Annotated in this window: 14 protein-coding genes and 1 pseudogene; 10 read left to right on the top strand and 5 right to left on the bottom strand. The window is 61.3% G+C overall.

Translation table 11 applies throughout. From position 1 onward, the window contains the following. Positions 1-78 precede the first annotated feature (78 nt). Positions 79-1,245 (bottom strand): PLP-dependent aminotransferase family protein, encoded by a 1,167-nt coding sequence (locus tag ACO6VM_RS25000; RefSeq protein ID WP_422403955.1) that lies wholly within the window; start codon positions 1,243-1,245, stop codon positions 79-81. A gap of 81 nt (positions 1,246-1,326) precedes the next feature. Between ACO6VM_RS25000 and ACO6VM_RS24995 the strand changes: the two genes are divergently transcribed. The 3 genes from ACO6VM_RS24995 (at position 1,327) to ACO6VM_RS24985 (ending at position 2,799) form a co-directional block, all read left to right on the top strand. After that, entirely contained in the window at positions 1,327-1,764 is a 438-nt protein-coding gene (locus ACO6VM_RS24995; RefSeq protein ID WP_422403954.1) for a MarR family transcriptional regulator, read from the top strand. Continuing rightward, the gene (locus tag ACO6VM_RS24990; protein WP_422403953.1) at positions 1,761-2,156 is read left to right on the top strand and encodes a GFA family protein; all 396 of its coding nucleotides are present in this window, start codon (positions 1,761-1,763) and stop codon (positions 2,154-2,156) included. The genes ACO6VM_RS24995 and ACO6VM_RS24990 overlap by 4 nt, the downstream gene beginning before the upstream one ends. Before the next feature lie 76 nt (positions 2,157-2,232). Further along, complete coding sequence (locus ACO6VM_RS24985) at positions 2,233-2,799, top strand: DUF6630 family protein (protein WP_422403952.1); 567 nt, start codon at positions 2,233-2,235, stop codon at positions 2,797-2,799. 8 nt (positions 2,800-2,807) lie between these two features. Here the strand turns inward: ACO6VM_RS24985 and ACO6VM_RS24980 are convergent, their stop codons facing one another. Then, complete coding sequence (locus ACO6VM_RS24980) at positions 2,808-3,008, bottom strand: DUF1289 domain-containing protein (protein ID WP_110995230.1); 201 nt, start codon at positions 3,006-3,008, stop codon at positions 2,808-2,810. A gap of 119 nt (positions 3,009-3,127) precedes the next feature. Between ACO6VM_RS24980 and ACO6VM_RS24975 the strand changes: the two genes are divergently transcribed. Then, positions 3,128-3,511 (top strand): tautomerase family protein, encoded by a 384-nt coding sequence (locus ACO6VM_RS24975; protein WP_422403951.1) that lies wholly within the window; start codon positions 3,128-3,130, stop codon positions 3,509-3,511. Between the two features lie 42 nt (positions 3,512-3,553). Here ACO6VM_RS24975 and ACO6VM_RS24970 read toward each other — a convergent pair whose 3' ends face one another. Next, positions 3,554-4,033, bottom strand: a complete 480-nt coding sequence (locus ACO6VM_RS24970; RefSeq protein ID WP_422403956.1) for a GNAT family N-acetyltransferase — start codon at positions 4,031-4,033, stop codon at positions 3,554-3,556. Positions 4,034-4,051: 18 nt separating this feature from the next. Next, positions 4,052-4,489 (bottom strand): annotated as a pseudogene (locus tag ACO6VM_RS24965) (GNAT family N-acetyltransferase); the annotation flags it as partial. A gap of 219 nt (positions 4,490-4,708) precedes the next feature. Between ACO6VM_RS24965 and ACO6VM_RS24960 the strand changes: the two are divergent. From ACO6VM_RS24960 to ACO6VM_RS24950, 3 genes are all read left to right on the top strand, one after another. Then, on the top strand, positions 4,709-5,935 hold the full coding sequence (locus ACO6VM_RS24960; protein ID WP_323833580.1) for an MFS transporter: 1,227 nt from the start codon (positions 4,709-4,711) through the stop codon (positions 5,933-5,935). A gap of 155 nt (positions 5,936-6,090) precedes the next feature. Continuing rightward, positions 6,091-7,185 (top strand): alpha/beta hydrolase family protein, encoded by a 1,095-nt coding sequence (locus ACO6VM_RS24955; protein ID WP_422403950.1) that lies wholly within the window; start codon positions 6,091-6,093, stop codon positions 7,183-7,185. Positions 7,186-7,319: 134 nt separating this feature from the next. Next, entirely contained in the window at positions 7,320-8,453 is a 1,134-nt protein-coding gene (locus ACO6VM_RS24950; protein ID WP_422403949.1) for an aminotransferase class V-fold PLP-dependent enzyme, read from the top strand. 463 nt (positions 8,454-8,916) lie between these two features. On the opposite strand, the gene ACO6VM_RS24945 is transcribed toward ACO6VM_RS24950, so the two are convergent. Continuing rightward, positions 8,917-9,798 carry a LysR family transcriptional regulator gene (locus tag ACO6VM_RS24945; protein ID WP_401061008.1) on the bottom strand — a complete coding sequence of 294 codons (882 nt, stop codon included), beginning with the start codon at positions 9,796-9,798 and terminating at the stop codon, positions 8,917-8,919. A 100-nt stretch (positions 9,799-9,898) separates the two neighbouring features. Between ACO6VM_RS24945 and ACO6VM_RS24940 the strand changes: the two genes are divergently transcribed. The 3 genes from ACO6VM_RS24940 to ACO6VM_RS24930 are packed head-to-tail and all read left to right on the top strand — an operon-like array spanning position 9,899 to position 12,456. Beyond that, positions 9,899-10,963 (top strand): alkene reductase, encoded by a 1,065-nt coding sequence (locus tag ACO6VM_RS24940; protein WP_401061009.1) that lies wholly within the window; start codon positions 9,899-9,901, stop codon positions 10,961-10,963. An 11-nt stretch (positions 10,964-10,974) separates the two neighbouring features. Next, a complete protein-coding gene (locus ACO6VM_RS24935; RefSeq protein ID WP_422403948.1) occupies positions 10,975-11,811 on the top strand; it encodes a pirin family protein in 837 nt (278 codons plus the stop codon). 60 nt (positions 11,812-11,871) lie between these two features. Further along, positions 11,872-12,456, top strand: coding sequence for an isochorismatase family protein (locus ACO6VM_RS24930; RefSeq protein ID WP_401061013.1), 585 nt, complete (start codon positions 11,872-11,874; stop codon positions 12,454-12,456). Positions 12,457-12,867: the final 411 nt, after the last annotated feature.

Raw genomic sequence — 12,867 nt, 5'->3', positions numbered from 1 at the left:
GAGGGAAAACTCCTCCCAAGGGAGCGTGTGGGTTCACTGCGGGGTTTTCCCCCCCCCCCCGATAGCGTCAGCGAAGATTCACGCCGCCCTCGCCCGCTGCCCCTCGCGCACCACCTGCGCCAAGCGCCGCAACCCTTCCTCCAACTGCCCCGGCGCCACATGGCTGAAGTTCAGCCGCAAATGCCCATGATGCCGGTCCGGCTCTGGGAAGAACGGCTCGCCCGGCATGAACGCCACATCCACCGCCAATGCAGCCGCCAGCAAGGTGCGGGTATCCAGCGGCTGCTTGAGGGTCAGCCAGAAGAACAGCCCGCCCTCGGGCTGTTGCCAGTCGGCAAGGTCGGCGAAGTGCGTTTGCAGCGCGGCCTGGAACGCATCGCGGCGCTCGCGGTAGTAGTCACGCAGGGTCCCCAGGTGCTGCTGATGCTGCTCGCTGCCCAACCACTGCAGCACCTGCCACTGCCCGACGCGGTTGGTGTGCAGGTCGGCGGCCTGCTTGAGCCGCAGCAGGTATGGGAATAGATCAGGGCTGGCGATCAAGTAGCCGACCCGCAACCCCGGCAGCAAGGTTTTCGACACGGTGCCGGTGTAGATCCAGCTGGCCTTGCGCAGGCGACTGACGATGGGTGTGGCGCTGCCACCGTCGAAGCTCAGTTCGCGGTAAGGCTCGTCTTCGATCAAGGTGACGCCGAACTCGTCCAGCAATGCCGCAACCGCGTCGCGCTTGGCCTCGCTGTAGCGCAGGCCGGACGGGTTCTGGAAGGTCGGGATCAGGTAGATGAACGCCGGGCGATGCTGTTGCAGGCGCTGGCGCAAGGCGGCCAAGTCCGGCCCGTCGGCTTGCATCGGCACGGCCAGGCAATCGGCGCCGAACAGCTGGAAGATCTGCAGCGCGGCCAGGTATGTCGGGGCTTCCAGCAGTACCTCGGTGCCCTTGTCCAGGTACAGCTTGGCCGCCAGGTCCAGCGCCTGCTGCGAGCCGCTGACCACCAGCACCTGGCTGGCCTGGCAATCGATACCCAACGCCCGCGCCTCGGCCGCCAAGGCCTCGCGCAGGGCCGGCTCGCCCTCGCTCATGCCGTACTGGCCCATGGCGACCGGCATTTCATCCCACTCCACCTTAGGCAGCATGGCCTCGGCCGGCAAACCGCCGGCGAACGACATCACCTCGGGGCGCTGGGCCGCGGCGAGGATTTCACGGATCAGGGAACTCTTTAGGCGCGTGACACGTTCAGAAAAAGCCATGGGATCACCGGTAGCGAGGCGTGGAGGAAATAAGTCAAACTGCTTGACCGAAATTACGACGCCCTTCACGGATAAGTCAATATGCTTGACCTTAAGAACCCAACTTCACAGCAACAAGCCATGGAGGCGTTCTTCTTCGGCTACCAGGCGTTCACCGCCAAGGCTGACGAAATGCTCGAACGCCGGGGCCTGGGCCGGGTGCACCAGCGAATCGTGTTTTTCATCGCCCGCTACCCGAACCTGAGCGTCAAGGAACTGCTGGCCGTGCTCGGGGTGAGCAAGCAGGCGTTGAACATGCCGCTGCGCCAGTTGATGGAAATGCGTCTGGTGGACAGCCTGCCGTCCGAGGCAGACAAGCGCATGCGCCTGCTGCAACTGACCGAAGAAGGCGCGCGCCTGGAACAGGCCCTGCGCCGCGAGCAGGTGAAGCTGCTGGAGCGGGTGTTTGCCGAGGCCGGGGAAGCGGCGGTGAATGGCTGGCTGACGGTCAACCAGGCACTGGCCGGGAACCCGCAATGAGCGAAACCTACCAGGGCAGTTGCCTGTGCGCGGCGATCCACTATGAGCTGCTCGCCCGGCCCAAAGCGGTGACCCATTGCCATTGCAGCCAATGCCGCAAAGGCCATGGCGCGGCCTTCGCCACCTACGCCAGCGTGCCACGCAGTGCGTGGCGTCTGCACTGCGGTGCCGAGGCGCTCAAAGCCTACCCCTCCTCCACCGACGTGCTGCGCCAGTTCTGCGCACACTGCGGCACAAGCCTGTTCTGGTCGCGCAGCCAGGGCCCGTTCAGCGACTGGATATCGGTGGCGCTGGGCACCCTGGACACGCCCTTCGTGCCGAGCAAGCAGCAACACGCCCACCTAGACTGCAAAGCCCCTTGGTTGATGCTTTCGGATGTGCTTGCCGAATAAGGATGGACAGCACAGCAACGATTGTTCCTAAGGCTATGCTCTGCTTAGCCCGTCAATGGAGCGCACAGGACACAGAATGGGACTTTTCGACCGTTTGTTCGGCGGCCGTTTCACCCAGCCGCCACCGGATGAACCGACGCTCAGCGACGCCGCGATCATGCGCGAGCTGCACCCCTACCGCCCAGGCCTCAAAGCCTTCACCCAAGCCCTGCTGTCGCACCTGCCCGAGCAGGAACGCGCCCGGCTGGTCAGGCGGGTGCTACGCATCTACGGCCAGGGCGAGGAGCCGGCCAGCGCGTTGAGCCTCGCCCTGCTGGCCCCGGACAAGGCCTTGCCGCTTGAACAGCGGGCGCTGCTGGCCGTGGACTGGAACGGTTTCGACAGCTTCGAGTACCTGGCCCCTCACCTGGTCAAGGCCAGCGGTGTGACCGAGGACTATGCCTATGAACACAACGGCACACAGACCATGGCCCTGGTGCTGAGCGGCTTTGACCATTGGCTGGCGGGCCAGGGCAAACGCTTCCTGCAACTGGACACCGGCGGCGACGAGTATGTGGGCTGCATCGTCGCGGCCGACCAGGTCGACAGCATGATCGAACTGGCGCAGCAGGCCGGCATCGAGGCAGGCCTGGAAAGCTTCTGAACGCGGCGCTATTCGTTTGCCTGGCGTTTGGCGTTTTTCTTGACGATGGCCTTCATCCGGGTGGCGGCGCGCTGCACCGTCGCCATCTTTTCCGGGCGCTTCATGCCGCGCCATTTGCGGATTTCTTCGCGGGTACGGCCACAGCTCACGCACAGCTCGCTGTTGAGCTGGCACAGCGAGACGCAGGGGTTGTCGATGTCTTTGGCCATGGGCTGCTCCGTTAGCGGGCGCGCATCATACAGCAGGCACGGCCGCTTATCCTGCAGGTGAATCGGCGCGATCCTGTCTACGCTGCTGTACAGCCTGCCCACCCGCCAAGGAGTCGCTCATGCCCCTGGTTCGTATCGACATCAAGCGAAACCCCGACGCCAGCCACCTGCCAAGGATCGGCCAAGTCGTCTATGCCGCCATGAAAAGCACGATCAATGTGCCCGACCACGACAACTTCCAGGTCTTGACCGAGCACGACACTGACCGCCTGGTGAACGACCCGCAGTACCTGGGCATCCAGCGCTCGGACGGCCAGGTGTTCATCCAGATCACCCTCAGCGAAGGGCGCACCGTCGAGCAGAAGAAGGCGCTGTATCTGGCCATTGCCGAAGGGCTCAACCAGCAGGCGGGGGTGCGCCTGGAGGATGTGTTCATCAACCTGGTCGAGGTGCGCAAGGAGAACTGGTCGTTCGGCCATGGGGTAGCGCAATACGCCATATGACCAAGTCGGGCTTTGTGCTCACCGAGGCAGAGCCCTGCATCATCACCCGGCAATCCAGACCATTGTCTGCACCTTGATCTGCGGATGACTCTCCAGCGCTTCCCATTCGTCGAGGAAGACAAAGCCCTGCCTCAAATAGAACCCCACCGCCCGGGCATTCTCCGGCGCGACATCGAGGAAAACACGGTCATGACCACGCTCCAGCGCCCGGGCCTTGACCGCCTCGACCAGGCGGGCCGCAACGCCACTGCCCCTTGCCGCAGGCTCGACCCACATGCCAATCAGGTTGAAGCGCCCGGAGTCACTGACCGCAGCCCCGACCATCCCCAGCGGCGCCTCGCCAAGGACGGCCAACCAGAACGCCGTACCCGTCGATGAGGCACGTTGCTGCCAATGTTCATCACTGTAGCGGGCGGCGGCCAGGTAACTCACGCCAAAGGCTGTGGGGCTGTCCAGAAGCGCGGCAAGCCGCACCTCCTTCAAGCGCTGCCAATCCTGCTTCGTCGTCAGGCGAATTTCCATTCCCACCCCGGCCTCTATGCGACGCTTCTCATAGCGCACATCCCGGTCATCGACCGCCTCGACGCAGGTCCACCCCAATCGCCGGTAGAAGCCATTCGCCCGAATGACTTCATTGCCGTCGGTAGTCAGGTGGATCCGCTCGTGGCGCTGGAACAGCTCTTGTTCCGCCCGCTGCAACAGCAAGCGCCCCAAGCCCTTGCCTTCGTGCTGGGGGCGCACGAACAGGGCGAACACCTCCCCTTCTTCGTGATCGACCATGACAAACCCGGCAGGCTCCCGGCACCATTCGGCAATCCAGGCGCAGGGGCTACTGTCGATGGCGTCGGCGAGTGTGGCCGCCGTGATGCCCATGGCATGCAGTTGTTCACGGGAGAGGTGATTCTGTTTCACGCTGGTACGGATATCGAACAGCAGCTCGATATCACCAGGCGAAGCCTGACGCAGGGTTGCAGTCATCTCCAAACGTCCTTGTCGTTGCCGATGAGGCCGGCAGCATAGCAACTCATTGCCCGGTCGCGTACGGCGCCCCGGCATGTCTTATCGATTGCACTGATGATTACTATCGAAGGCCCCGCCTGTCGGCTGGGCAAAACCGGCTCTTATAATCGCCTCCCAATTGCCTCCCCGCTTCCCGCGCCTGCCTTCAGGCGACCTTCCCTCTTGGAACCCAACACCATGCCAAGCGCCAGCCAGGCCCCTCAGGGCCTTCCCGAACATGATCAACAGAGCGTCAGCCAGCAGTGGCTGGCGATTCTTTCGGTCGCCGTGGGCGCCTTCGCCCTGGTGACCAGCGAGTTTCTCCCGGTGGGCGTACTCAACGATGTCGCCAGCGACCTGGGCATCAGCGCCGGCCAGGCCGGCCTGATGGTGACCCTGCCCGGCATCATGGCCGCCCTCGCCGCTCCCTTGCTGTCGGTGGGCATCGGCGCCCTGGACCGCCGCTACCTGCTGATCGGCCTGACCCTGGTCATGATCATCGCCAACGCCGTCGTGGCCTACGCCAGCGACTTCAGCCTGCTGCTGTTCGGCCGTGTGCTGCTGGGCATCAGCATCGGTGGCTTCTGGGCCACCGCCATTGCCCTCAGCGGCCGCCTTGCGCCCAAGGGCGTGGGCGTGGCCCAGGCCACCTCGATCATCATGGTCGGTGTGACCCTGGCCACCGTGCTGGGCGTGCCCGTCGGCACCTGGCTGAGCGGCCTGATGGGCTGGCGCATGACTTTCCTGGCCACCGCGCTGGTGGGCGTGCCGGTGCTGCTGGCGCAGGTCTTCCTGCTGCCGCGGCTCAACCCGGACCGGGCCATCCGCGTCAGCGACCTGCCGGCCTTGTTCATCAACCCACAGGCACGGGTGGGCTTGATCGCGGTACTGCTGATCGGCCTGGCGCACTTTGCCGCGTACACCTATGTCGCGCCGTTCTTCAAACAGAGTGCCGGCTTCGATGGGCCGACCATAGGCTCGTTGCTGCTGCTCTACGGCGTGGCCGGGGTGCTGGGCAACCTGTTCGCCGGCTTCGCCGCCAACCGCAGCGTGCGCCACACGCTGATGCTGGTGGCACTGATGATCGCCATCAGCACTGCGCTGTTCCCCTACTTCGCTACCGGCATGACCGGCGCGGCGATGCTGATCGCGCTCTGGGGCTTCGCCTTCGGCGCCTTCCCGGCTTGCGCCAGCATCTGGATGTTCGTGGTGGCGCCCAAGGATGTCGAACGCGGCATGCCGCTGTTCGTTGCCATGTTCCAGGTGATCATCGCGCTGGGCTCGTTCTTCGGCGGGCGGATCGTCGACCAGCTGGGCAGCTCGGTGCTGTTGAGCCTGGCCACGGCCCTGGTGGGCTGCGGGTTCGTCACGGTGCTGGTGCTGGGGCGTAACGTCAGCAATAGCCTGGCGGCCCAGCCCGCCTGAAAGGGTTAGCGCATTTTGCCTGGACGTGGTTCGAATCCGGGCTTTAATGTCCACCTTCGAGGATCACCGCATTAGCTACGACGCCCTTGGAGGGTAGATACGCCCTGTGGCGGATTCGAGTGCCATGCACGCGTCTGATCAAGGAAGAGACGACATTGAAAACAACATTCGCCGCACTGTTGCTGGCCTGCCTGACAACCAGCGTATGGGCCGACGGCAACTCCGTCGGCTTTAGCGCCTCCACGCTGACGGATCCGCACAATGACCGTGCACTGGAGATGGTGGTCTGGTACCCGAGCAAAGCCATCACCGACACGCAACTGATCGGCGACAATCCGGTGTTTGTCGGTGCGTCTGCCATGCCTGACGCGCCACCTGCTGGCGGTAAACATCCGTTGGTGGTGTTGTCCCATGGCTACCAGGGCAACTGGCGCAATCAGGTCTGGCTGGCCAGCGCCCTGGCTCGCAAAGGCTATATCGTCGCCGCAGTCAATCACCCTGGCAGCACGACCCATGACCGCAGCCCGCAAGCAGCGGCGCAGTTATGGCAGCGCCCTCTTGATCTGGGTCGGACCATTGATGGGGTCATCGCTCAACCTGAAAAATTCGGTGCGGTCGCCGATGGCCGAATTGCAGCCGTGGGCCACTCGCTCGGCGGCTGGACCGCCCTGGAGATCGCCGGGGCGCGCTTCGACCCAGAGCGCTTCGAACAGGACTGCAACACCCATCCAGAGTTAGCCAGTTGCACCGTTTACGCACAGATGAAACCTGCAGGCTCCACAGAGTCCAAGGCTGCGCTGGGTGCCGATTGGCGCGACCAACGCGTCACCGCCGTGGTCACGCTGGACCTGGGCCTTTCGCGGGGGCTGACCGATCGAAGCCTGGCCGCCCTGCCGGTACCCGCCCTGGTGATCGCAGCGGGCGTACCGTCGCGTGAACTTCCCGCTGAACTGGAGTCGGCCAACCTGGCCAAACGCCTGCCCGCAGCTTCCAGTCGTTACGTCGAGATCAGCGATGCCAGCCATTTCACCTTCATGTCGATGTGCAAACCGGGCGCGCAGTCCGTGCTCGAGGCAGAAGTCCCGGGGGATGGCATCATTTGCCGGGATGGCGAGAACGGTCGTGCACGGGATGCTATTCAGCAGCAAGTTGCGTCGCTGATCGCAGCTTTCCTGGAGCAATCACCTGGCTACAAGAAAGACAGCTCGGTGGTTCGGCGCTCCGATGAACCCGCCCCCACAGGCATCTGAGCTGCCAGGCTGCTAACTTGAACGTCCAGCCCCGCAGGCAGCAGTCCGAGACTGCAGTCCCGGTCAACATTGTCATTTGCCAGGGCTCGGTACAGGGTCCATACCAATGACATCTCTGGTAAAGGAGTCACCGCATGTCGAAGCTTTATCCCAGTATTGATCCCGAGGGGCTGGTCGAGTACTCGGTGGTCTACACCGACCGCTCGCTCAATCACATGTCGCAGACGTTTCAAGGGGTGATGAGGAACATCTCCAAGACCCTGAAACAGGTCTATAACGCCCAGGCAGTTGCGGTAGTGCCGGGCAGCGGTACCTTCGGCATGGAATCGGTAGCGCGACAGTTCGCCACCGGCCAGCAATGCCTGGTGATCCGCAACGGCTGGTTCAGTTATCGCTGGAGCCAGATCCTTGAGATGGGCAACATCCCGGCGGCCACCACGGTGCTCAAAGCCCGACCGGTCGAAACCGGCCGCCAGGCGGCCTACGCGCCCCCGCCGCTGAACGAAGTGCTGGCGGCCATCGAGACGCACAAGCCGCAGATGGTCTTCGCCCCCCACGTTGAAACCTCATCCGGGATCATCCTGCCCGACGATTATCTGCGGGCCGTCGGCGATGCAGTGCATGCGGTGGGCGGCCTGTTCGTGCTGGACTGCATCGCCTCAGGCACGCTCTGGGTCGATATGCAAAAGTGCGCCGTCGACCTGCTGATCAGCGCACCGCAGAAAGGCTGGAGCGCCTCCCCCTGCTGCGCGCTGGTGATGCTTAGTGCTTTGGCCCTCGAGCGCATTGAGCACACGCAAAGCAGCAGCTTTGCCTGCGACCTGAAAAAGTGGTTGCAGATCATGCAGGCCTACGAACAGGGCGGGCATGCCTACCATGCGACCATGCCCAGCGATGCGCTGGCGCGATTCAACGACGTGATGAACGAGATGCAAGCCTGCGGTTTCGACAAGCTCCGCGACGAACAGTGGGCGCTGGGCGATCGGGTGCGCGCCATGTTGACCGGCAAAGGCATCAAAAGCGTGGCCGCAGCCGGGTTCCAGGCCCCGGGCGTAGTGGTGAGCTACACCGATGATGCCGATATCAAGAGCGGTAAGAAATTTGTCGCGCACGGCCTGCAGATAGCTGCCGGAGTGCCGTTGCAATGTGACGAACCGGCCGACTTCCAGACCTTCCGAATCGGGCTGTTCGGGCTCGAAAAACTGAATAATATCGAGCGCACGGTCAGTACTCTTGAGCAGGCGCTGGACGAAGTGATGGGGAACTAGGCTCTGTACGAAGAGTTTTGTGGGAGCGGGCTTGCCCCGCGATGGAGTGCGAAGCGCTCCTCTAGCCGATATCAAATAGTGTCAAAGACGCCGCGAATTCAGGCTTTGCTGCCGCGTTGCTGCAGATCGCGGGGCAAGCCCGCTCCCACAACGATGGATGACCATACTTTTCGTACAGAGCCTAGGATCTTGAGTCTGCCTCAAAATTGCCGGGTTTGTTCTATGAGAAAGGGCTTGTCCCGCGAAGAGGACAGCCCTGGAAATGAACCCGCCTGGCACGAGCTACGCCCCTGCTCGCTGGGCAAGCTCGCTCCTACAGATAGTGGCTGGCTTGTTGGCGGCTATACCTATTCAGTGTCTGCTTCGGGTCGGAGGTAGACACTCGTCACGGGCTGCTTTCGACCCAAAGCAGACTCTCGCCAGGGTCTGCATACGGCTCGCAGCGGCCATTCGCTCTGAGACACTACGCGCATTCAAGCCTGTTTCGCAGAAACTCAATAAACCTTTGGGTTTTCGCCGGGAGTAAACGGGTTTCAGTGAGCGCGTAAACGGACACAGGCGATGCCTGCCATTGCGGTAGGACTTTGCGAAGTTTCCCGTCCGCAAGGTCTTGCGCCGCGATACCCTCTGGCAACAACGCCACGCCCAGGTCCAACGTTGCCAAACGTCTCAGCATGCCTACGCTGTTGAGTTCGAATCGCCCTCCTACATCTACCTGCTCGTTATGTGCATCGTTGGACAACGTCCAACGATCGGCACCTGCTCCACGCAATCGCAGACATTCGTGGTTGACCAGTTCATAGGGGTGCTCAGGTTCACCGCAGGCCTCCAAGTATCCTGGAGACGCATACAGGCCGCGCCGTAAGCTTGCGAGTTTACGAGCGATCAGGTTCGAGTTCGGAGGTTCCCCCATCCGAATCACCACATCAACCGGATCACTGATCAGATCGACCTGACGCGGGCTCAGATCGAACTCAAAACTGATGCCGGGGTAGATCCTGGCGAACTCCGCAATCAATGGGGCCAGGTAGACAGTGGCGAAATCGACGGGTAACGAGGCGCGCAATAAGCCGCTGGGCCGCGCCAGCATTTCCCCTAGCTGCTCATGCGCCAGACGGGCTTCATCGACGATTCGTTTGCAGCGTTCAAAGTACAACTGGCCCGCTTCGGTGGGCTCGATCTTGCGAGTCGTGCGGTGCAACAACCGCAAGCCAATCCCCTTCTCCAGCTCGCTTATTCGCCGGGACAAGGTCGAGTTGGGTATCCCCAGCGTTTCTGCCGCACGCGTGAAACTCCGCGCCTTCACCACCTCGACAAACAGCGCCATGTCGTTGAGAAATTCCACGGCATTATCCCATTAGTGGATTAGTCATTTCGATTTTACTGGATTTATCCCGAATACGGATTGACCAATCATAACCACATCACTACTGAGGAACACCGTAATGAATTCTCTTTTTTCCGAAGTTCAGGTAGGCCGCTACTCCCTGTCCAACCGTATCGTCATGGCGCCAATGACCCGCTCGCGCTCCGATGACGCCGGTGTGCCCAGCGACATGGTTGCAACCTACTACGCACAACGCGCCACTGCCGGTTTGATCATCAGCGAAGGCGTCTTCCCCGTTTCACTCGGTAAAGGCTATGTCCGCACACCAGGTATTGAAACCACGGAGCAGATTGCCGCCTGGAAGAAAGTCGCTGACGCGGTCCACGCTCGCGGCGGTCGTATCTTCATGCAACTGATGCATTGCGGACGCGTGTCTCACCCTTCGTTGCTGGCTAACGACGCACAGCCGCAAGCCCCCTCTGCAATAAAGGCCGCCGGCCAAACCTACACCGCCACCGGGTTGCAGGATTTCGTGACACCTCACGCCCTGACCGTCTCGGAAATTGCCGATGTGGTTGAAGGCTACCGTCAGTCCGCACGTCGGGCGATTGAAGCCGGTTTCGACGGCGTTGAATTGCACGCTGCTTCGGGATACCTGCCTGAGCAGTTTCTCTCCACTGGCAGCAACCAGCGTAACGACCAATACGGTGGTTCGGTAGAAAACCGTGCTCGCTTCGTTCTGGAAGTGCTCGCCGCCATGGTGAGTGAAGTGGGCAGTGACCGTGTTGGCATCAAGATCTCCCCGGAAATGAATTTCAACGACATCGTCGATGCCAATCCACAGGAAACCTACACCTGTCTGGTCAAGCAGCTTCGCGACCTCAAGCTCGCTTATCTACACGTGGCGCTGTTCGGGGCCAAGTTCGACTACCACGCCGCATTGCGTCCGCTGTTCGACGGTAGCTACCTGATCGGCAGTGGCCAGACCAAAGACAGCGCCGAGTCGCTGATCGCTGAAGGTAAAGCAGACGCAGCGGTGTTCGGCAGCGCCTTCCTGGCCAACCCCGATCTGCCGGAGCGGTTCCGTACAGGCGCTGAGTTGAATACTCCAAACAAGGACACTTTCTACGCCCCGGGCGCAGAAGGCTATATCGATTATCCCACCCTGTCTCAAGGGGTCTGAGGACCGCCACCATGCTTTCCATCGCACGTTTACAGCGCATGAACCACGGCAGCCAGTTTCGGGCGTTCAGTCTGAGTGGAGATCAGTATGCGAAACCTATTGATCCATTCCTGGGTGTGGACCATGCCTGGATCAGCGGACCGACGTTTCCACCTCATCCACATGCGGGTTTTTCAGCGGTCTCCTACCTTTTTCTGGATTCGGAAACAGGCATCGACAACCGGGACTCGCTGGGCAATCGCAACCTGATTCAACCCGGTGGTTTGCACTGGACGGCGGCGGGTGGAGGCGTCGTTCACGAAGAGGTCCCGGCTGAACCGGGCAAGACCGTTCACATGCTGCAAATTTTCATCAACCTGCCCAAAGACAAGCAGGCAGATGCGCCCTTTGTCTTCAGTGTGGAGGCTCATGATGTCCCTACGATTTATTTGGCAGGCGCAAAAATTCGAGTCCCACTGGGTAACTTCGAAGGGCTGGCTTCTCCGTTGTTATTGCCGACAGACGTAAGGCTTCTGGACATCGCCCTTGAAGCCGAAAGCGAAGTGAAAATTCCGGTGCCGCAAGGGCATGTGGCGTTCGTGATGCCAATCGACGGTGAGATCTACATCGACGGGGAGGCCTTCAACCTGACTGCCCCCAAAGCGCCAGTCAATCTTCCTCAGGGCGCAGATCGGGTTGTCACGCTCCAAGCAAGAAACGGAAATGCCAAGGCAGTCATGTTTTCCGGCACTCCGTTGAATCAACCGGTTTTTTGGCAAGGACCAATGGCCCTCGCTTCGATGGGCGCGCTGGCCAAAGCAGTAGACAGCTACCGGCGCGGCGAGTTTGGAACGCTGCAAGCTCGTTAAACGATTCAATTTTCCAACAACCGGGGCAAGTGCCCCAACGTGGACGCCAGGAGAATCACCATGACATTCGAAAATTTCAATGCTGACAATGCGGCCCTACTGCTGATCGATCACCAAGTCGGGACCATGGGCTGGGCTAAATCCATGCCCTTTGAAGAACTGAAGCGCAACGCGTTGATGCTGGCCAAAGCCGCACGCATCCTGAGGCTCCCCGTCGTACTGACTTCCAGCATGGAAGAATATGCCCAAGGCCCGCTGCTGAGCGAACTGGAAGAGATCCTTCCGACTGAATTTGCAGGCCGCATCAAGCGACTGGGAATCGTCAATGCAATGGACGATGAAAACTTCGCCGCAGCCGTGAAGGCGACAGGCCGCAAGAAGCTGATCATTGCTGGTGTGACCAACGATGTGTGCACCGTCTACCCGGCGCTCTCTTTGGTCCGTGAGGGTTATGAAGTGCAGGTAGTCGCCGATGGGGGCGCTTCGCCTACCGCCATGGCGGATGACATTGCTTTGCGCCGAATGGATAAGGCCGGTGTGACGCTGACCACAACCAACCAGCTAATCGCCGAACTGGCAGGCAGCTGGGCAACCCCGCAAGGCGGCGAGTTAGTCCAAGTGCTTATGGAAGCCTTTGGCGAGTAAGCAAGCTTCCAATGGCCCGGAACACCTCCATGCGGGGTTTCCGGGCCTCTATCGACTACAAAAAAGTGTATGTCAGGCTTGATTGGGCTCCGTGGCGTTCGTGTACCCAAACGTCATGTTTACGCCTGTCGGGATGATCACCATCGTCAGTACTGACCGAGCGCTCTGGGTCGAAAGCGCTCTGTCGTGAACGGCAGTACTCGACCCAAGCGGGCATTGAGCTGCTGACATCACTGTTGAGCGTTAATGCCTTAGGCTCTGTACGAAAAGTATGGTCATCCATCGTTGTGGGAGCGGGCTTGCCCCGCGATCTGCAGCAACGCGGCAGCAAAGCCTGAATTCGCGGCGTCTTTGACACTATTCGATATCGAGTACAGGAGCGTTTCGCACTCCATCGCGGGGCAAGCCCGC

The organism is Pseudomonas sp. GZD-209 (assembly GCF_049310485.1).
Lineage (GTDB): Bacteria > Pseudomonadota > Gammaproteobacteria > Pseudomonadales > Pseudomonadaceae > Aquipseudomonas > Aquipseudomonas sichuanensis.
The sequence above is the reverse complement of the archived record's forward strand: the minus strand, read 5'-3'. Positions and strand labels throughout refer to the sequence as shown.